Below are 18,106 nucleotides of genomic sequence, written 5' to 3' on the forward strand. Positions count from 1 at the left end.
GGGCGATGAAGTCACGCGCAGGTACGGTATGAGTCCGAAGTCCCGGCATTATCAAGCCCGTATCACCGGAAAAGCATATGGGATCGACACTGACGCCAAAGGCCGCGAGACTCGCGGTGGTTGGAATCAGGAGTGGGCGTGGCTTGGAACTGATTTCGATGGCTTCGTGACGGCACAGTGCCTATTGCAAGAGGCAAAGGATGACTACGATCAGTTCCTAGATGAAGACGGTGAACCGGTCTTTTGGTTTGCGGGATTCAAAAGTATGGCCGATACCATCGCAGAGCAGGCGAAGAAAGTGAATGCCAACCCTCCATCGAGATTGATGTGGTATTTTGGGACACCTAAAGCAAGGGAATACATAATGCCAACGCTGCTGAAAAACAGCGTCCCTTCTGTCTACCAACCTTGAGATCGCAATGAATCTATTTGCTCAGTATAGGGATACGCCCAATTTACCCAATGCCGACTTCGAATTTCATCTGCGTCGCTTAAGGCCTGTAGTTGATGCACTTGCAAGTCAAGATGCAATGCTTAAGGAGTGGTATATCCAGGGGGGCAGCGCCGAGGAAGCGCTTCGGTATCGCGTTTACGGAGAGAATCGTCAACCTTTGCCTACGGCCATTGATGAGATGACAAAAGAATACAAGGGAAAATCGAGGGATGATCCAAAATCAATTGGGATTTGGAATGGGGCGGCACAGAAAGATGGTGCTTCATTCACGATATCTATCGATGGTGGAGATGGTTTCTCCCAACAATTCGACTTTAATGTCAAAGAAAGATCAAATGAATCATCTCGACTTGGGGGGTATCAAGCCGTCGCGCAGATTGTCACGAAAGTCGTAGAAGTGTATGCGCCGTCCTATGCCATCTTCGGTCCACGCAAGTACTTTGCCAACTCGGTTTTCGATAATCGTCCCGGCGTAAGCTGGATGCTCTACCTACCGCACGCTCTCACAGCCGCCCAAGTGCCCGAAGCGCGCGCCCTTATCCCTGTCATGTGCGATGGCAAGCAGCAAGGCACGATCATCGTCAGCGTGACGGATGAAGTCTTTGACGTGAACAACCGGGAGCACGTCAATTCGGCTAATGATATCGAAATCCGCCTCGCCGACCAAGACCTGTTGCCGCGTTTCGTTGATCTCTGAGTTCGGCTCGCTACCACCGCTTCGGCGGGGCTTTGCCTGCGAAAAGGCCCGGCGAGCGGGCCTTTCGCGGTTACGCGTGATTCCAGAGAGTGGGCCTCAGGGGCGATCCGCCACGATGCCACTTGCGCTGTTCCGCTGCGATCTTCTCCAGCAGTTGCAACAGCTGTTCGCGCCTGCCGGCTTCATCCGCCTGTTCCATAGCGGCCCGGTATTCATCAGGCGTCGGCTTGACGCCATCACAGCACCGGTTCACCACCACCGTAAGCGCATCCATCGGCGGCCCGGCATACCGGGCACGCAACGATGCCATTGCATCACACGTGAGTCGGGTCAGGTCTTGACAATTAGTAGAAAGTCGCAAAAACAAAAAAAGGGTTACACGCCGATGCGTCGTAACCCTTCAATGATTTCGGTTGGTTGCGGGGGAGGAATTTGGCACAAGGAGACAGATCGTGGGGCATTGCCAGAAAATTGACGAGGAAATCCAATGGAGAAATGCAGCGTACAAACGCTATCGCGGCCTGTCCAACGGTGTCTACTATAAGAAAATCACGGGGTGCGCGGACGGTCTGAGCGCCGATCCCGATTCAATGCAACCCCTTCCGGATATGGCGAAATGAGAATAGCCGCCTTTATCGCGATCCTGTGTATTGGCTACGTCGCCGATTCGCAATCCGCTATCGGTATGGAAGTGGTCACGCGTTGCGGACTCGGAAGCGATCAGAGTCATACGCTCGCATTGCTGCGCGATCATCCCATAGATAGCACGTCGGTTTTCTATCTCAGCAAGAACAGCACCGCGCCGGTACGACTTTATGCGGGGACGAGGATCAATCGCGGGGCGATGAAATACAGGTGGCATGTATCGGTTCAAAGGAGCGCGTATTCGTGATATCCGGCGAATTCACATCGAACTATCTCCAAGGCGTTGCGATCCGCTACAACACGAAGGCGGGGCGATGGGAGCGCGTCGATTTCGCCGAGCGCGAACGCCCAGCCGCCATTTATCTCGATCCGAAAGGGTTAGTCGTACTGATACCCAATAGCGGGCGGAACGAGTCTCCCGAGCGATACATTATTTACCGATACGACGCTGGTGCCGGACTAGTGAAGCAAGCCTATTCGGATCATCTTCCGCATTCCAGTGTTGTGCCAATTCCGGTCCCCAAAAATCGACCGGAGTGACAACAACAAACACGTTTGTTGATAGGGTCACCGATGCTGTCCCACCTTCTGCCGCTTTTCGAGCACGCGAGCATACCAGGTCAGCGGAAAACACATCGCGAAGTAGATCATCGCGACCATGCCGTAGATCGGAAACGGCCGGAACGCGGCATTCGTGATCATCGTGCCGGTCTTCGTCAGTTCGGCGAAGCCGATGATCGACGCGAGCGCGGTGCTCTTGACCACCTGCACGAGAAAACCGACGCTCGGCGCGACCGCGATCTTCAGCGCCTGCGGCCACACGATGTAGCGCAACTGCTGGCCGAACGTCATGCCGAGGCTCGCACCCGCGGCCCACTGACCGCGCGGCACCGCTTCGACGCAGCCGCGCCAGATGTCGACCAGATACGCGCTCGTATAGAGCGTCAGCGTGACGGTCGCGGCGGCCCACGGCGACACGTCGATGCCGATGAGCGGCAAGCCGAAGAAGGCGAGAAAAAGCTGCATCAAGAGCGGCGTGCCCTGAAACACCTCGACGTACAGCACGACGATGTGGCGCAGCCACGCGATCGGCGACACGCGCATCGCGAGCAGCACGAGCCCGACGATCCCGCCGCCGACGAACGCGATCAGCGACAGCAGCACGGTCCAGCGCGCGGCGAGCAGCAGGTTGCGGGCGATGTCCCACAGCGTGAATTCGACCATGATCAGCGCTCCGTCGGCAGGGTGCGCGCACCGCGCCACATCAGGCGGCTGCGCCAGTTGCGCGGCAAGCCGTCGTTGCCGCTCCTACTGCTGTTGTTACCTCGTGCCGCACGGCCCGCGAACAGCCCGCGGCCGAAGCGGTTCAACAGCTGCCGCAACACGATCGACATCAGCAGATAGGCAGCCGTGATGATCACGTAGCTCTCGAACGAGCGGAAGTTGCGAGACTGGATGAAGTTCGCCGCATAGGTCAGGTCGGGCACCGAGATCTGCGACACGACGGCCGAGCCGAGCATCACGATCAGCACCTGGCCGAGCAGCGCGGGAAACACGTTGGCGAGCGCCTGCGGCAGCACGACGTAGCGGAACACCTGGCGTCCATGCAGGCCGAGCGCCTGCGCGGCCTGCACCTGACCGCGCGAAATCGAATCGATGCCGGCGCGCACGATCTCGATCGCGTACGCGCCGAGATTGACGGTCATCGCGAGAATCGCGGCCTCTATCTCGTCGATATGAATGCCGAGGCTCGGCAGGCCGAAAAACACGAAGAACAACTGCACCAGAAACGGCGTGTTGCGGATCAGCTCGACGTAGCTCGCGACCAGCCAGCGCGCCCACTTCGGCCCGGCCGCCGCGATGCTCGCGCCGGCGATCCCCACCAGCCCGCCCGCCAGGGTCGACACGGCCGTGAGGCCGAGCGTCACGGCGGCGCCGCGCGCGAGCATCCCCGCATACAGGCCGAAGCCGCTGAAATCGAACGCGTAAGTCATGGCCTCGTGCCCATCGTAGGATCAGATCGCGGCGCGGCCTTCACGGCGCCACGCCACAGGTTTCAAAGATCGGCCGGCAGCGGCGCGCGCAGCCACTTCTGCGAAATCGCGTTCATCGTGCCGTCCTTGCGGGCCTTGGCAATCGTTTCGTCGACCTTCGCCTTCAGGCGCGGCTCGTTCTTGTTCAGACCGACGTGATCGGGCGAGCTGAACAGCGCGAACTTCTGCTCCGGATCGTTCGCCGGATGCCGCGCGAGAATCGTCGCGCCGACGTCGTTGCCGACCACCATCAACTGTACCTGACCAGAAAGAAACGCCGAAATAGCGCCGTTCGGATCGTCGAAACGTTTGATGTTCGCCGACGGCGGCGCGATCTTCGTCACGCTCAGGTCTTCGAGCGTGCCGCGCGCGACCGAGATCGACTTGCCGCCGAGGTCGGCGGCGGTCTTCACCGGCAGCGACTTCGGGCCGAACACCGCGAGGTAGTACGGCGCGTAGGGTTGCGAGAAGTCGATCACTTTTTCGCGCTCGGGCGTCTGGCCGACCGACAGCAACATGTCGGCCTTGTGGTCGGCGAGAAAGGCCATGCGGTTGTCGCCGGTGACCGGCACCAGTTCGACCTTCGCGTTGAGCGCCTTGCCGATCAGATTGGCGACGTCGATGTCGTAGCCGACCGGTTTCATGTCCGGACCGATCGAGCCGAACGGCGGATAGTCCTCGAATACGCCGATGCGCACGGTGCCCGACTTCGCGATGTCGTCGAGCGCGTCGGCATGCGCGGCCGACGGCAGTGCGCACAGCGCGCCGAGCGCGGTCATCGCGAGCGTTGCGGCGAGCGTCGCGAACGCGCGGCGGGTCGATTGGAGAGCGGGGCGCTGGTTCATGATGTGTTCCTCTGTCGTAATACGGTAGTTATTCAAGCAAAGCCGTGTGATGGGTTCGGGTATCAAGCGGCGCGCGCGGCGATCAGCTTGCACGCGTGCGGCGGCAGCTCGGCGAGCACCGGCATGCCGAGCGCGAGCCCGGGCGTTTCGCGCGGCGTGGTCGCGGCGGTCAGCGTGAAGCCCACGCAATCGATCGTCGCTTCGAGCGAGGCGCCGACGTCGCGAATGAACGTGACGGTACCGGGCAGCCGGTTCGGGTTCGGTGCTTCCGTGGCCGCCTTCACGCAGATGTCCTCGGGGCGGATCAGCAGGCGGATCGCGTCGGCGGCCCCAGCCGGCTGCTGGCGCGCATCGGCGAGCGGCGCGTTCGGGTGCGGCGTCACCGCGATGCGCCGTCCGCCCGGCAGGCTCACGACGCCCGCGCCGTCGTACCGCACCGGCAGAATGTTGCCGAGCCCGATGAAGTCGGCGACGAACTCGCTGACCGGATCGCGGTAGATGTCGAGCGGCCTGCCGACCTGCGCGATGCGGCCTTTCTCCATCACGACGATCTCGTCGGCCATCGTCATCGCTTCGCGCTGGTCGTGCGTGACCATGATCGTCGTGATGCCGAGGCGTTGCTGCAGCAGGCGGATTTCGACCTGCATCGCTTCGCGCAGCTTCGCGTCGAGCGCGGACAGCGGTTCGTCGAGCAGCAGCAGTTGCGGCTCCGAAGCGATCGCGCGCGCGATCGCGACGCGTTGGCGTTGCCCGCCCGACAGTTGCGTGACCGGCCGGTTCGCCATGTGCGGCAGCTGGATCAGCTCGAGCAGTTCGGCGACGCGGCGCGTTTGCCGTTCTTTCGCGACCTTGCGCAGCTTCAGCGGATACGCGACGTTCTGCGCGACCGTCATATGCGGAAACAGCGCGAGCGACTGGAACACCATGCCGAAGTCGCGCCGGTTGGCCGGCAGTCGCGTGATGTCGCGGCCGGCGAAATGGATGCTGCCCTCGGTCGGCGTTTCGAGGCCTGCGATCATCCGCAGCAGCGTGGTCTTGCCACAGCCGGACGGGCCGAGAAAGCACACGAGCTTGCCGTCAGGCACGCTCAGGTCGACGTCGTCGACGGCATGCACGGCGCCGAAGCGCCGCGTGACGGCCTGCAAGGTCAGATGGGTCATCGGAGGCTCCAGCAAGGTGGCGGGTTCACAGCGCGACGCCTTCGTCGCCGATCAGCTTTTCGAGCAGCCAGATCAGCGCGAAGTCGATCGCGACGATGACCACAGCGAAACAGAACACGGTCGGATCGAGCGACGACACCGTGCGGCTATAGAGCCACACCGGCAGCGTCATCGTATCGATGCTGTACAGGAAGAACGTCACCGTGAACTCGTTGAACGACACGATGAAGGCGAACAGCATGCCGGCGAGAATGCCGGGGCGCATCAGCGGCAGCACCACGTCGATGAGCGCGCGGCCGGGGCTCGCGCCCATCACGAGCGCGGCTTCCTCGAACTCGGGGCCGATCGACGCGACCGACGCCGCGCAGTTCTTCACCGTGAACGGCAGCGCCAGGATCACATGCGCGATGATCAGACGGCCGACGCCCAGCTCGACCGGCAGCACGTTGAACACCAGCAGCAGCGACAGGCCGAGCATCACGAGCGGATAGACGAGCGGCAGCGCGACCAGTTGCTCGACCACCGGCTTGCCGTGAAAACGGTAGCGCGACAGCGCGTACGCGGCGGGCACGGAGACCAGCGTCGCGATCAGCATCGTCGCTAGCGCGACGACGAGACTCGTGCTCAGCGCGGCGCCCATCGACAGCGTATCGGTCGCGTCCGGTGACACGAAGCTGTGCCACGCCGCGCGGTACCAGTGCAGGCTGTACGCGTGCGGCGGGAATTCGAGCGTGTCGGCCGCGCTGAACGACATCGCGATCATCGTCAGGATCGGCAGCGCGGCGAGAAACAGCACCACGCCCGCGACGAGCGCGGTCGCGCGGCCGAGCTGGCCGGGCATCGTCTGCGGCAGGCGCGGGAATCGCGGCGAACGAGGTTCGGTGCGCGGCAGGTGCGAACTCGGCAGCGGCGTGCTCATGCGTGAGGCTCCCCGGTCAGACGTTGGGTGCGGCGCACGAGCCGTTGCGACAGCGCCATCACGGCGAGCGTCGCGATCATCAGCACCACGCCGGAAGCGGAGGCGGCCGGCCAGTTCAAGAGCGGCGCGACCTGATCGTGCACCAGCACCGCGAGCATCGGCACACGCCGGCCGCCGAGCAGCAGCGGCACCGCGAACGCGCTCGCGTTGTACGCGAACACCAGCAGCGCGCCCGACACGAGGCCCGGCATCGCGAGCGGCAGCAGCACGTGACGCAGCGTTTGCCAGCGCGTCGCGCCGAGCGTCGCGGCGGCTTCCTCGTACGAGATCGACACCGCGCGCATCGCGCTGGACAGCGGCAGCACGGCGAGCGGAAACGCGGTCTGGATCAGCCCCAGCAGCACGCCATGCTCGCGATACAGCAACATCACCGGACGCTCGACGAGTCCGCTCGCGAGCAGCGCGTGATTGAGCAGACCCGCCGGGCCGAGGATCACGAGCCAGCCATAGCCTTGCAGCAGCAGATTGACGAGCAGCGGCAGCAGCACACCCGCGAGCAGCAGCCGGCGCGCGAGCCGCGATGTCGTGCGCGCCATCGCGAGCGCGACCGGAATCGCGAGCACGACCGCGCACAGCATGCTCTGGAACGCGAGCCGCAGCGTCAGCCACAACGATTTCAGGAAGTAGCCGTCGAGCAGGTCCGCGTAGTTCTGCAGCGTGAAGCTGCGCCATTCGTTGCCGGACGTGCCGAAGCTCATGCGCAGCACGACCAGCGCGGCCGCGCCGAGTATCGCCAGAAACAGCAGGATCGGCGCAAGTAGCAGCCACGGGCGCGCTTTCGCGAGCGTCGTTGCGCCGGCAGCGGGGTCGGTCACGGCCGTCGCAACAACTGCGGAAGCGGAGGCGCCGCCGCCGGGCGCTGGGCCCGGCGCGGCTTCGTCCGGCATCATCGCGGCACGCCGCGGGAAGCGCGCGAGCATCGTGGTTACGCCGAGAAGATTTCGGTGTAGCGCTTGATCCATGCCGGCTGCACGGCGGCGAGCGCCTTGTCGTCATGCAGCACGGCTTTCTCGGCGATCTGCTGCGGGCTCGGCACGAACGCGCGGCTCTCGGCCGGAATCATCGCTTTCGAATTGACTGGGCCGTTCAGCACATCGGCGGCCATGCGGCCTTGCACACCGGCGTCGAGCGAGTGATTGATGAACGCGTGGATCAGGTCGGTGTCGCCCGGATGCGCTTTCGGAATCACCGTGAACATCAGTTGCGTCGCGAAGCCTTCCTTCATGCCGTAGGTCACGCCCATCTTGTATTCGGGCTTGCGGATCTGATCCGGGAAAAACGCGGGCGAGTAGATGCCGCCGATGTCGAGCGAGCCCGTGCGGAACAGGTCGGCCACCTGGTTCGGGTTCTCGCCGAGCGTCATCACGTGGTCTTTGAGCTGCGCGAGCTTCTTGAAGCCGGGCTCGATGTTCTGCTGCGAGCCGCCGTTCATCTTCGCGGCGATGATCGCGAGATCGACCGCTTCGGCCCACTCGGGCGGCGGCAGGAATATGCGGCCGGCGTACTTCGGGTCCCACAGCGCCTCGTACGACGAAGGCGGCGTCTTGACCGTCGCGGTGTTGTAGATGAGGCCGTCGGACCACAGCAGATAGCCGACGCCGAAACCGTTCGCGCCGGTGCGGTATGGCGGCGCGACTTCTTTCAGGTTCGGCAGGCGGTCGAGGTCGGGCTTCATCAGCAGGCCCGCGTCGGCGAGGCCGGAGGCGCCGACGCCGGCGAGCGTGATCACGTCATAGGTGGGGCGCTCGCCCGCTGCCTTGACTTTGGCGACCATGCCGGAGGTGCCGTCGGCGCGATCGGCGATGACCTTCGCGCCGGTCTTCGCCGTGAAGGTCGCGGCGATGTTGCGCAGCGCGGCCGTGCCGGTATCGTCCGACCACGTCAGGATGCGCAGCGTCTTGCCGCTGAAGTTGTGCTCCTGCGCTCGCAGGTTGAGGAACGGCATCGGCAGCGCGGATGCCGCGAGCGCCGTACCGATCGTCTTGATGGCCTGCCTTCTACCCCGTTTGATCTGCTGCATGGCGGTCTCCTGTGTTGAACGCCCGTTGCCCATGATTCGCCGTGACCGCTGCCGATCTACCGTGCGTGGATGCACTGTAGGTTTGCCAAAATCACGCAACAATCGAAATATGCGCATGGATGGCATGACGTACGCTCATGGCTCGCCGCCGGCGAACGCGGTGGCGAGCGGTTTGGCGACACGCCGGGAAGCTACGGGCGATGGCTTATGCGGGTTAACGTCCAGATCTGGCTGAGGAATCCCAGCGTGCGTCGAGGTATGAGGAAAGCTCGGTTCTGGTGCGATTGCTGAAGGCTTTTTTGCACCGCGCCGGTGCGACATTCCTCGGTACGGGCGTTTTTCACGCATGCCATGAGTCGAACGCATGCGGGTTTGCCTGCGCGCCCACTCGTGCGCGCATAGCCGATCGCGTATGCTGTGGGCTTGACGGGCAGGGCGGCGAGGGGCGCTGCCGCAGCCACGCAATGATTTTTTCTGATCCTGGACATCCGATGCGACGCCTACCGCCGCTGAATGCGCTGCAGATTTTCGAAACCGTCGCGCGCCATCGCAGCTTCACGCGTGCCGCCGACCATCTGTGCCTGACGCAAGGCGCGGTCAGCCGGCAGATCATCGCGCTCGAGGAGTACTACAAGTTTCCGCTGTTCAAGCGTCATGCAAAGGGGCTGACGCTGACCGCCGAGGGCGAAATGCTGCTGCCGGCGGTCAAGGAGAGCTTCGCGCGGATCGAGGAAATGTCGCTGCGCTTGACGAGGCAGCGCACCGATCTCGCGCTCAAGGTGCCGACCTGCGTGATGCGCTGGATGCTGCCGAAGATCATGCGCTTCCAGTCCGACTATCCCGATCTGCACGTGCAGATCACGACCACCTGGCAGCACGACGTCGATTTCCAGAGCGAGCCGTTCGACGCGGCGATCATCTACGGTTCGTCGCCCGGTGCGGACGTGCAGGCGGTGTCGCTGTTCGAGGAGCGTCTGACGCCGGTCTGCACGCCCGAGCTGCTGAAGGACAAGCCGCTCGCGCAGGTGGCCGATCTCGGGCGCCACACGCTGCTGCATCCGACGCGCGATCACCGCGACTGGAAAATGTGGCTCGCGAAAGTCGCGGAAGCCGATTCGGCGGGTGCCGCGACGATCGACGCGGAGCTCGGCCCGAGCTTCGATACGCTCGACATGGCGACCAACGCCGCCGCGCAGGGCTTCGGTGTCGCGATCAGCGACCTCGCGCTAATCGACGAGGACGTCGCCGCCCGGCGCCTCGTGCGGCCGTTCGATACCGTGCTGAAGACCGGCTGGCGCTATTACTTCGTGTATCCGGATTCAGTCGCGCAACAGCAGAAGCTGAATCTGTTCCGCGACTGGATCGCCGAGCATTGGGAAGAGTGAGGTTGCCGTCCGCCCGTGCCGGATAAGGCATTGCGTCACGGCGCGAACGACAGAAACAGATAAGCCGCGAACAGCGACAGATGCACGGCGCCTTGCAGAATCGTCGTGCGCCCGGTGCTGAGCGTCAGCGTCGCGACCACCAGCGTGAGCGCGAGCAGCACCATGTCCTTGCCATCGATGCCGAGCACGATGGGCTGACCGATATACAGGAACACGCCGGCGACGGTGGGAATGGTCAGGCCGATACTCGCCAGTGACGAGCCGAGCGCGAGGTTCAGGCTGGTCTGCAGACGGTCGGCGCGCGCTGCGCGCAGCGCCGCGAGTCCTTCCGGCAACAGCACCAGCGACGCAATCACGATACCGACCACCGCCGGCGGCGCGCCCGCGCTCAGCACCGCGGACTCGACCACCGGCGACAGCACTTTCGCGAGCAGCACGACCGCGACGAGGCTCACGAGCAGCAGCACGCCGCTGATGGCGGCGAGGCGCGCGCCCGGCGGCTCGGCATGGACGTCTTCGTCGGGCACGCCGGCGAGGAAGTAGTCGCGATGGCGCACCGTCTGCACGAACACGAACACGCAGTACAGCACCAGCGACGACACGCCGGCAAACGCGAGCTGCGACGGCGACAGGACAGGCCCGGGGCTGGTGGTCGTGAAATTCGGCATCACGAGCGTCAGTACCGACAGCGACGCGAGCACCGCCAGCGCGGCCGCCGCGCCGCGGCTCTGGAAGTCCTGTTCCAGATGGCGGATACCGCCCACCAGCAGACACAGCCCGACGAGCCCGTTGCAGACGATCATCACGGCCGCGAATACCGTATCGCGCGCGAGGCCGGCTTTCTCGGGACCGGACGTCAGCATCACCGAGACGATCAGCGCCACCTCGATCACCGTGACGGCGACCGCGAGCACCAGCGTGCCAAACGGCTCGCCGACGCGATGCGCGACCACTTCGGCATGATGCACGGCAGCAAACACGGCCGCGCATAGCGACATGCCGGCCAGTGCGAGCAGCAGCGTGTAGCCCGGCATCGCGTAGGCGGCGCCGAGCACGATCCAGCTAACGATCGGCGCGACGAGAGTCCAACGAGGCAAGACGGTCGCGGACGAAGTCATGCGGCCTTCCTTTCGGTGCGTGTATGAACTTGAAGTGATATCTTAACAAGTGACGTTAAGCTATTAAATTATCGGGGATAACTCGTTACGAGAAGCCGTCGCCACGCGGTCGGGTCGTCATCGCGACGCGTGTAGCGCATTAAAAATATCGCGGTTTCGGGGGTGCGGGGAATCGCCGCGTCGGATGGTGCGATGGCCGCACCGTGAGGCAATGGTGTCGAGCGCTGCATCGGAGGGTGAATTGGCGTCGCGGCGGAGCTTTCCGCCGTCGACGCCAGCTTGCTGCTGCTACCGCAACTTCTTCGGCCGTTCGACCGGATTACTGGCCCATCGCGCGGATCGACAGTGCGCTCTTCACCGACGTCACGCCTGCCACGCCTTGAGCGGCGTTCGTCGCGAGTTCGATCTGAGCCTGTTCCGGCACCGAGCCTTCCAGCGTGACGGCGCCTTCGCGTGCGCGCACGGTGATGTTCCCGACGGTCAGGCCCTTCGTACGTGCGAGCGTCGCGCGGACCTTCTTCTGCAGCGCGCGATTAGCCGCGCGAGTCTGCTTGGCGGTCGGTGCCGTTGCCGCCGGCGCTGCGGTCGCGGCCGCATCGCTGCTTTGCGCGTACGCGTTGAGGGAAGCGAGAACGACCAGCGCGCCGCCGATCATCTTGATTGCCGAGAATGCCTTCATTCAACCATCTCCTGTTGTCGTAGAACGTCGATCCCCGGATGGGGTCGATTTTTTTACACCAGCGGGTACAGCGGGATTCAATGCCAATGGAACAGGTACAGCAGTCTGCGAACGCTTTCAGCCGACACGCGGTTTCAGCGAACCGCGAAGCGCGCGTCGAAACATGCAAACGGCCGTGTGACCGGCCGGATGGACACAATACAACAATTGGTGCCATGTTGACTTCCATGGCGCAGAAAATGAGGCTTCGGTACAACGAATTTGTCGAGCGCAACCGGTCGATGACGTGGGAGTGGGGCGACTGCGCGCTTGTCGCGAGGCCGTAGGTTTCAGCACCGATTTCAGCACCGACTCAAGGACACCCAGCGCATGCGAAACGAAGCTCTTCCGATCCGACCGTTGCGCCGCGAGGATCTGCCGATCGATACCGTGGAACTCGCGCGCTTCATGGTCGGCAAATATCTCGTGCACGATCTGCCCGAAGGACGCCTGAGCGGACGCATCGTCGAGACCGAGGCGTATCCGCTCGGCGACTCGACGAGCCATGCGTTCATCGGACGTCGTCCGTACAACGGGTCGATGTTCCTCGCGCGCGGTCATGCTTATGTGCGGCTGACCTACGGCGTGTCTTACATGCTCAACATGTCGTCCGAAGCGGAGGAGGTCGGCGCCGGCATCCTGCTGCGCGCGATCGAACCGCTCGAAGGACTCGCGCTGATGGAAGCGCGCCGTCCCGGCGTGCCGCTGCGCGATCTCGCGCGCGGACCCGGCCGGCTGACGGTGGCGTTCGGCATCGGCCAGGCGTTCGACGGCTGCGATTTGTGTACGGGGCGGGGGCTATGGATCGGCGTGATCGAGACAGGCGACGCACCGATCGGCGTGACGACGCGCATCGGCCTGTCGCGCGAGATGCACCGTCCGTTGCGATTTTTCGAGCCGGGCAGCGCGTTCGTCAGCGGCCCGCGCAAGCTACTGACGATTCCGCATTCGGGCGCAGGACGCCGCAGCTACGCGCGTACATCGATTCAGACGTTTCGCCGTGCGGGCGGGCGAATTTTTTCTTCGATCAGACGTATTTCGGAAACATCAGACGCAAAGGTGACGATCCGGGCAATTGTTACCCCGAAGATCATGCTCACGGAGCCGGTTCCACGATATTTCCCGAGATCGTTGCGAACTGAGCAATTTTCTATCTCGAAATTAAGGGTTTTCCCTTGGCAGTGCGGTGACTAGACTCAAGTCATTCGCTGGACACCGAGGTCTCGGCGATGCAGATAAAACCACATTGGAGGGAAGTCATCATGAAATCGCTGATCAAGGCAGTTGCCATTGCGGCCCTTGTCGCCGCGCCGGTCGTATCGTTCGCGCAGTCGAGCCAGCAGCCGGTCACCCGCGCGGAAGTTCGCAGCGAACTGATCCAGCTGGAGCACGCGGGCTACAACCCGTCGACCTCGAGCGACCCGAAGTATCCGGCCGACATCCAGGCCGCCGAGCAGCGTGTGCAAGCGCAAAATCCGGCCGTCGCGCAAACCCAGCCGAGCGCTGATACCAGCGGTTACGGCGCGCCGATGAGCGGATCGACCCAGGCGGGCGGCGTGAAGCAGCCGATGAGCGGCCCGAAGAGCGTCTATTTCGGTAACTAATTTCGGTAACTAAGCAGGCAGAAGAATCTGTGTGCGCGTCGTTTGACCGCGCACACAGCGTTTCATACCCGGTACTGTTTCAAACGAGCGCGCCGCACTCATGCGCCCGAGAGCGTGTCATCCGCGCGCGTTGCGTTCCTCTTTTCGAAGGAACCTCCGCTGCCGCAAGGTAGCTTGGCCCAAGCTCTTAGAGGTTTGGGCTTTTTTTGCGTCTGGTCCCGCGCGGATGATCGATGCGGTGTCGCTCAGCGAAAACCGTGCTGCCTGTCAGAGCCGTTCGCCGTGAATATAGAACTCGAGTTGCTGAATCGTGAACTGCTGTTCCGCGATGATGTCCTTCACGAGGTCGCCAATCGACACCATGCCGACCAGCCTCTCGTTGTCGATGACAGGCAGGTGACGCATGCGCCGCTCGGTCATCAGCGCCATGCACTCTTCGGTCGTCTGGTCCGGACGAACGAAGCGCACCGCCTTGCTCATGATGTCGCGCACCGGCGTCGCCTTCGACGACCGGTCCATCAGCACGATCTTGCGCGCGTAGTCGCGCTCCGTGATGATGCCGGCGATGCTGTCGCCGTCTGTCACCACCAGCGCGCCGATGCTTTTCTCGGCCATCAACCGGATCGCCTCGTAGACGGAATCGTCGGCGCCGATCGTGTAGACCTCGGAGGGGTTCGGTTTCGTTTTAAGAAGCTGTGCAACGCTTGTCATGGAGCGGCTCCGTTTCGCAATGCAGCACGCCGAAGTGGCGCACTGTCGTGAGGGACAGGCGATACCAGTATAGGCGCGACGTGCGCCCGCGGTACACCGGGAATACCTCGGGCGCGCCGGACGATGCGCGCTGGATTGACGCGGTCCGCGCGGGCTTGTTTCGGGTCTCGGGGTCGTGTTTCGCGTGATGCGCGTGTGCCGGGTGCGGCTTGTCGCGGGGCAGCGTCCCGTGCAAGCGAAGGGGCATCCACGTGCTGCATGCGGATTAGCGGTAAACTCGCAGTCCACACCTTATCCCCGGCTCGACCGGGGTCATGCCAGCACCATTGTTCAACGCCATGCTCACGTCTCAGGATCCATCGCCCGCAGCGGACGGCGCCGTCACCGGCGAATGCGTCGTGCTCGACGCCACCGCCACGCTGCCCACGCGCTACGGCACGTTCACTTCCTATGTGTTTCGCGTGGTCGACAGCGGCGCCGAACATCTCGCGCTCGTGATGGGCGATGTCGCCAACCAGTCGTCGGTGCTGACGCGCCTGCATTCGGAATGTCTGACGGGCGACGTGCTCGGCTCCTATCGCTGCGACTGCGGCGAGCAGCTCGATCTCGCGCTGCGCTATATCGCGGCAGAGGGTTGCGGCGTACTGCTGTATCTGCGCGGCCACGAAGGACGCGGCATCGGTCTGTCGAACAAGATCCGCGCGTATGCGCTGCAGGAGCAGGGGCGCGATACCGTCGAAGCCAACCTCGATCTCGGCCTGCCCGACGATTCACGCGAATACGATTCGGCCGCGGGCATCCTGCGCACGCTGAAGGTCACGTCGGTGCGGCTGATGAGTAACAATCCCGAAAAGTTCGACACGCTGTCGAAGCACGGCATTCCGGTGTGCGAGCGTGTCGCGCTCGCGATTCCGATGCGCGAGGAAAACGAGCGGTATATCCGCACGAAGCAGCTGAAGTTCGGGCATTACTTCGACGAGAATGAATAGCCATGTTTTCAGGCTTGTCTCGGTAAGCCCGAAGCCTTCCCAGGATATACCGCAAGTAACTGAATTTTAAGAAAAATATTAACGCTTCAGGCCCATCGGTTGGTGTGTCGACGCGTGTCTCCGCTTACCCAAACTTGTGATGCTGGCGTAGGTTTTTGTGCCGTTATGCAGAAAACCTGCGCCGGGTATGCTTGTCTCGGAAAAACCTGCGCCGAGGGAAGAATGCGCTTTGATGCACGTGCCGTGCCCAAGGTGCCGAGCGGCGAGCACATGACGTTTGAGGGATTTCCAGGCCTACGCCTACCAGGCTTCAACGAGCCGCAAGTCATGGACGTATCGCTATAAGTCGCCGATCGACGGTCGCATGCGACAGGTGAAGCTCGTGAGTGGCCGTCGACCTCATTTGCCGCAGCGATCGCTGCGTGGCAAACGAAGCGCGTCGAACGCGATTCCGGTGCCGAACCTTCGACACTGCGGAGAACGGGAATCAGCGGCTGCGCACCCAGGCGATTACACCGTCAGACAGCTGTGCCGCGACTATCTGGAAGGGTATGTAGAAGTAAATCGGAAGACAAAGTGAGCGGTCGAGGTCGCACGTATATTCAAGGCGATGCTGGGGCCTATAGGGGATATGCGGGGGATATGCGCGTCACAGCCGTCACACGCGCCCAGGCTTTCGATTTCCTCGAGTCGTATCCCCGTCTTAAGCATCCTTTCAGTTTCGTCTGCATACCATAGGATTATCCATTTCGTCCGGTGGCGCAGCCGATGTCCACGTCATTTGGTGGCGGTCGAGTTGATCACCAGGAAAAGAGTCCAGGGGCACCTTCATGACCTTCGGGGACTTTCGTGTTCCGCCTGACTCGCGGCGGTTCCCATGATCCATAAAAGCTCGACCGTTAGCGTACCGGCCGTGACCGATGTGCCGCGGCACATTGCAATCATTATGGACGGCAATGGCCGCTGGGCGGCGCAGCGCAGGCTGCCCCGAGTGGCCGGTCACGTGAAGGGTGTCGAAGCGGTCCGCGCAATCGTCGAGGGCTGCGCGCGGCGCGGCGTCGAATTCCTGACGCTGTTTGCATTCAGTTCGGAGAACTGGCGCCGGCCTGAGGACGAAGTGTCGTTCCTGATGCGTCTGTTCGGGGCGACGCTACAGCGTGAAACGGCACGGTTGCACAAGAATGGCATCCGCTTGCGCGTCGTTGGTGATTTATCGGCGTTCGATGCGCACCTTCGGGCGCTCGTGAAGCGAGGGGAAATCAGAACCGCCCACAATACACGTATGACGCTGACCATTGCGGCGAATTACGGCGGTCGCTGGGATATCCTTCACGCTATAAGCGAGCTACCCGCACGGAGCGCCGTCGATGGTCACGCCGTGCCGGTCGACGAAGCCAGCTTCGCGCAATATCTGGCGATGGCATACGCACCGGAACCCGATCTGCTGATCCGGACCGGAGGTGAGCAGCGCATCAGCAACTTCCTGCTATGGCAGCTCGCGTACACTGAACTCTACTTCACCGACATATTCTGGCCAGATTTCGACGAAGCCGCGCTTGATGCCGCACTCGCATCATATCGGGCGCGCGAACGTCGTTTTGGGCGCGCAAATGCATGACAGAGGTGTGAAGTATTCACTCATGCTAGACGCCTACTTTATCGGGAGGAGATGGGTCACTCAGACAATCTCCTGCTGTACGAAATGGCCGGTGCCATTCTGTCAGCCGCGCCACGATCGCGGCACGCCACTGGCGTTCATTCGGCGATCATCGCAGACCGCGTCATTTACCGGGAAGGCATTGTGACGTTGTTAGCAGGGTTAAGGGGGGCGGCGACAATGTCGTTCATGAAAGCAGCCGCCCAACAGAACGCCACTGCCGTCGACAACCCGCGCCCCTATGTTGGCTATCGATTTCCGCTTGACGTGATCAGCTACGCGGTGTGGTGATATTACAGTTTCCCGCATCCGGTCCACCCCATTGGCCCCAGGCGACAGGTGGCACCTCGACGAAGTGGTGGCCACGATCAACGGAGAGAAGCACTGGCTTTCCCCCAAGGGGAATTCATTCGGGGCGTGGCGCGGTGGACCAGCATGGCGGGGTGCCCGACGTGCTGGTGCAAAGCCGCCGCGACAGGCACGCAGCCAGGCGACTCATGCGCAAGCTGCTCAGCAGGCACGGCCGCGTTCCGCGCGTGCTGATCACCACCAGGTTCAAGAGCTACGCCGCGGCGTCGATTTCATGAACGCCTCCAGTTGGGTTGGTCAGTGCAATGAGAAGAACGTGAGAGAAGTCCAGGATGCGAAGCTTATCTGATGCTTAGCGAAGTCATGTTTGGGATGACTGAGCAAACCAGAGCGATGCTTCGAGCCGTGGAATTTCTCATGTGCATTGCCTTACACGAACAGCCGCTACCGTGACCTCGATTGCGATAGATCAAGCTTCAGTGGAGAAAAATGGCTAACTTGCTTCAATCGACGGTGCGCGTGTTGGTCGCGTGACGGTCGTTTGTGACCGGGGTAAGCGTCAGGAACAGGCCCAGCCGGCACATTGTGACTGTGGGGTACAAAGCAGGCAAAAATTGGAAGCGGGCCCATGACAACGACATCCGGCAGCACGTCGCATTTGGGGCAGACCAGCGCGCAAGCCGCGCGTCTGCTGAGCGAGCGCGGCAGGAACGAGCTCAACGAGCATCACATCGGATGGCCGACGCGTATCGCGGCACGGATTTGGGCGCCCGTACCCCGGA

The 18,106-nt window shown here is 62.7% G+C and carries 19 protein-coding genes and 1 pseudogene; 9 read left to right on the plus strand and 11 right to left on the minus strand.

Annotated elements, in window-relative coordinates; all coding sequences use genetic code 11:
• The first annotated feature begins 28 nt into the window (after window positions 1–28).
• The gene (locus OKW29_RS11415) at window positions 29–412 is read left to right on the plus strand and encodes a restriction endonuclease fold toxin 5 domain-containing protein (protein ID WP_429291114.1); all 384 of its coding nucleotides are present in this window, start codon (window positions 29–31) and stop codon (window positions 410–412) included.
• 7 nt (window positions 413–419) lie between these two features.
• The gene (locus OKW29_RS11420; RefSeq protein ID WP_184069333.1) at window positions 420–1,151 is read left to right on the plus strand and encodes an immunity 52 family protein; all 732 of its coding nucleotides are present in this window, start codon (window positions 420–422) and stop codon (window positions 1,149–1,151) included.
• 70 nt (window positions 1,152–1,221) lie between these two features.
• Here the strand turns inward: OKW29_RS11420 and OKW29_RS11425 are convergent, their stop codons facing one another.
• From OKW29_RS11425 to OKW29_RS11460, 8 genes are all read right to left on the minus strand, one after another.
• On the minus strand, window positions 1,222–1,461 hold the full coding sequence (locus OKW29_RS11425) for a hypothetical protein (protein WP_184069335.1): 240 nt from the start codon (window positions 1,459–1,461) through the stop codon (window positions 1,222–1,224).
• Window positions 1,462–2,363: 902 nt separating this feature from the next.
• The gene (locus OKW29_RS11430; RefSeq protein ID WP_429291115.1) at window positions 2,364–3,020 is read right to left on the minus strand and encodes an amino acid ABC transporter permease; all 657 of its coding nucleotides are present in this window, start codon (window positions 3,018–3,020) and stop codon (window positions 2,364–2,366) included.
• Between the two features lie 2 nt (window positions 3,021–3,022).
• On the minus strand, window positions 3,023–3,790 hold the full coding sequence (locus OKW29_RS11435) for an amino acid ABC transporter permease (protein WP_184034003.1): 768 nt from the start codon (window positions 3,788–3,790) through the stop codon (window positions 3,023–3,025).
• 62 nt (window positions 3,791–3,852) lie between these two features.
• Window positions 3,853–4,674 carry a transporter substrate-binding domain-containing protein gene (locus OKW29_RS11440; RefSeq protein ID WP_429291116.1) on the minus strand — a complete coding sequence of 274 codons (822 nt, stop codon included), beginning with the start codon at window positions 4,672–4,674 and terminating at the stop codon, window positions 3,853–3,855.
• Between the two features lie 62 nt (window positions 4,675–4,736).
• Window positions 4,737–5,834 carry an ABC transporter ATP-binding protein gene (locus tag OKW29_RS11445; protein WP_429291117.1) on the minus strand — a complete coding sequence of 366 codons (1,098 nt, stop codon included), beginning with the start codon at window positions 5,832–5,834 and terminating at the stop codon, window positions 4,737–4,739.
• Window positions 5,835–5,859: 25 nt separating this feature from the next.
• Window positions 5,860–6,753 carry an ABC transporter permease gene (locus tag OKW29_RS11450; protein ID WP_429291118.1) on the minus strand — a complete coding sequence of 298 codons (894 nt, stop codon included), beginning with the start codon at window positions 6,751–6,753 and terminating at the stop codon, window positions 5,860–5,862.
• A complete protein-coding gene (locus OKW29_RS11455; RefSeq protein ID WP_187629257.1) occupies window positions 6,750–7,733 on the minus strand; it encodes an ABC transporter permease in 984 nt (327 codons plus the stop codon). Before OKW29_RS11455 ends, OKW29_RS11450 begins: the two co-directional genes overlap by 4 nt.
• Window positions 7,734–7,738: 5 nt before the next feature.
• The gene (locus tag OKW29_RS11460; RefSeq protein ID WP_184069341.1) at window positions 7,739–8,833 is read right to left on the minus strand and encodes an ABC transporter substrate-binding protein; all 1,095 of its coding nucleotides are present in this window, start codon (window positions 8,831–8,833) and stop codon (window positions 7,739–7,741) included.
• A 491-nt stretch (window positions 8,834–9,324) separates the two neighbouring features.
• On the opposite strand from OKW29_RS11460, the gene OKW29_RS11465 reads away from it, so the two are divergent.
• Window positions 9,325–10,218: a LysR substrate-binding domain-containing protein gene (locus OKW29_RS11465; RefSeq protein WP_090805978.1), complete on the plus strand. Its 894-nt coding sequence runs from the start codon at window positions 9,325–9,327 to the stop codon at window positions 10,216–10,218.
• A gap of 35 nt (window positions 10,219–10,253) precedes the next feature.
• Here OKW29_RS11465 and OKW29_RS11470 read toward each other — a convergent pair whose 3' ends face one another.
• Together OKW29_RS11470 and OKW29_RS11475 are read right to left on the minus strand one after the other, a co-directional pair.
• The gene (locus tag OKW29_RS11470; protein WP_429291119.1) at window positions 10,254–11,336 is read right to left on the minus strand and encodes a calcium:proton antiporter; all 1,083 of its coding nucleotides are present in this window, start codon (window positions 11,334–11,336) and stop codon (window positions 10,254–10,256) included.
• 319 nt (window positions 11,337–11,655) lie between these two features.
• The gene (locus tag OKW29_RS11475; protein ID WP_429291120.1) at window positions 11,656–12,015 is read right to left on the minus strand and encodes a BON domain-containing protein; all 360 of its coding nucleotides are present in this window, start codon (window positions 12,013–12,015) and stop codon (window positions 11,656–11,658) included.
• Between the two features lie 369 nt (window positions 12,016–12,384).
• Here OKW29_RS11475 and OKW29_RS11480 point away from each other — a divergent pair.
• Window positions 12,385–13,023 (plus strand): annotated as a pseudogene (locus OKW29_RS11480) (DNA-3-methyladenine glycosylase); the annotation flags it as partial.
• Window positions 13,024–13,316: 293 nt separating this feature from the next.
• Window positions 13,317–13,658, plus strand: a complete 342-nt coding sequence (locus tag OKW29_RS11485) for a DUF4148 domain-containing protein (protein ID WP_184033979.1) — start codon at window positions 13,317–13,319, stop codon at window positions 13,656–13,658.
• A gap of 267 nt (window positions 13,659–13,925) precedes the next feature.
• Here OKW29_RS11485 and OKW29_RS11490 read toward each other — a convergent pair whose 3' ends face one another.
• Window positions 13,926–14,369 carry a CBS domain-containing protein gene (locus OKW29_RS11490; RefSeq protein ID WP_184069350.1) on the minus strand — a complete coding sequence of 148 codons (444 nt, stop codon included), beginning with the start codon at window positions 14,367–14,369 and terminating at the stop codon, window positions 13,926–13,928.
• 338 nt (window positions 14,370–14,707) lie between these two features.
• On the opposite strand from OKW29_RS11490, the gene ribA reads away from it, so the two are divergent.
• The 4 genes from ribA (at window position 14,708) to OKW29_RS11510 (ending at window position 17,602) form a co-directional block, all read left to right on the plus strand.
• Entirely contained in the window at window positions 14,708–15,358 is a 651-nt protein-coding gene (gene ribA, locus OKW29_RS11495) for a GTP cyclohydrolase II (protein WP_090805969.1), read from the plus strand.
• 877 nt (window positions 15,359–16,235) lie between these two features.
• Entirely contained in the window at window positions 16,236–16,976 is a 741-nt protein-coding gene (gene uppS / locus OKW29_RS11500; protein WP_187618224.1) for a polyprenyl diphosphate synthase, read from the plus strand.
• A 51-nt stretch (window positions 16,977–17,027) separates the two neighbouring features.
• Window positions 17,028–17,306, plus strand: coding sequence for a hypothetical protein (locus OKW29_RS11505; RefSeq protein WP_429291121.1), 279 nt, complete (start codon window positions 17,028–17,030; stop codon window positions 17,304–17,306).
• A 167-nt stretch (window positions 17,307–17,473) separates the two neighbouring features.
• Window positions 17,474–17,602, plus strand: a complete 129-nt coding sequence (locus OKW29_RS11510) for a hypothetical protein (protein ID WP_429292487.1) — start codon at window positions 17,474–17,476, stop codon at window positions 17,600–17,602.
• Window positions 17,603–18,106: the final 504 nt, after the last annotated feature.

The organism is Paraburkholderia sp. CI3 (assembly GCF_050436505.1).
GTDB classification, from domain to species: Bacteria; Pseudomonadota; Gammaproteobacteria; order Burkholderiales; family Burkholderiaceae; genus Paraburkholderia; species Paraburkholderia tuberum.

What these genes read in the sequence shown, in the direction of transcription:
- OKW29_RS11415 (WP_429291114.1), top strand. Translation starts at nt 29, where the DNA reads ATGAGTCCGAAGTCCCGGCATTATCAAGCCCGTATCACCGGAAAAGCA.
- OKW29_RS11420 (WP_184069333.1), top strand. Translation starts at nt 420, where the DNA reads ATGAATCTATTTGCTCAGTATAGGGATACGCCCAATTTACCCAATGCC.
- OKW29_RS11425 (WP_184069335.1), bottom strand. Translation starts at nt 1,461, where the DNA reads ATGGCATCGTTGCGTGCCCGGTATGCCGGGCCGCCGATGGATGCGCTT.
- OKW29_RS11430 (WP_429291115.1), bottom strand. Translation starts at nt 3,020, where the DNA reads ATGGTCGAATTCACGCTGTGGGACATCGCCCGCAACCTGCTGCTCGCC.
- OKW29_RS11435 (WP_184034003.1), bottom strand. Translation starts at nt 3,790, where the DNA reads ATGACTTACGCGTTCGATTTCAGCGGCTTCGGCCTGTATGCGGGGATG.
- OKW29_RS11440 (WP_429291116.1), bottom strand. Translation starts at nt 4,674, where the DNA reads ATGAACCAGCGCCCCGCTCTCCAATCGACCCGCCGCGCGTTCGCGACG.
- OKW29_RS11445 (WP_429291117.1), bottom strand. Translation starts at nt 5,834, where the DNA reads ATGACCCATCTGACCTTGCAGGCCGTCACGCGGCGCTTCGGCGCCGTG.
- OKW29_RS11450 (WP_429291118.1), bottom strand. Translation starts at nt 6,753, where the DNA reads ATGAGCACGCCGCTGCCGAGTTCGCACCTGCCGCGCACCGAACCTCGT.
- OKW29_RS11455 (WP_187629257.1), bottom strand. Translation starts at nt 7,733, where the DNA reads ATGCTCGCGCGCTTCCCGCGGCGTGCCGCGATGATGCCGGACGAAGCC.
- OKW29_RS11460 (WP_184069341.1), bottom strand. Translation starts at nt 8,833, where the DNA reads ATGCAGCAGATCAAACGGGGTAGAAGGCAGGCCATCAAGACGATCGGT.
- OKW29_RS11465 (WP_090805978.1), top strand. Translation starts at nt 9,325, where the DNA reads ATGCGACGCCTACCGCCGCTGAATGCGCTGCAGATTTTCGAAACCGTC.
- OKW29_RS11470 (WP_429291119.1), bottom strand. Translation starts at nt 11,336, where the DNA reads ATGACTTCGTCCGCGACCGTCTTGCCTCGTTGGACTCTCGTCGCGCCG.
- OKW29_RS11475 (WP_429291120.1), bottom strand. Translation starts at nt 12,015, where the DNA reads ATGAAGGCATTCTCGGCAATCAAGATGATCGGCGGCGCGCTGGTCGTT.
- OKW29_RS11485 (WP_184033979.1), top strand. Translation starts at nt 13,317, where the DNA reads ATGAAATCGCTGATCAAGGCAGTTGCCATTGCGGCCCTTGTCGCCGCG.
- OKW29_RS11490 (WP_184069350.1), bottom strand. Translation starts at nt 14,369, where the DNA reads ATGACAAGCGTTGCACAGCTTCTTAAAACGAAACCGAACCCCTCCGAG.
- ribA (WP_090805969.1), top strand. Translation starts at nt 14,708, where the DNA reads ATGCTCACGTCTCAGGATCCATCGCCCGCAGCGGACGGCGCCGTCACC.
- uppS (WP_187618224.1), top strand. Translation starts at nt 16,236, where the DNA reads ATGATCCATAAAAGCTCGACCGTTAGCGTACCGGCCGTGACCGATGTG.
- OKW29_RS11505 (WP_429291121.1), top strand. Translation starts at nt 17,028, where the DNA reads ATGGGTCACTCAGACAATCTCCTGCTGTACGAAATGGCCGGTGCCATT.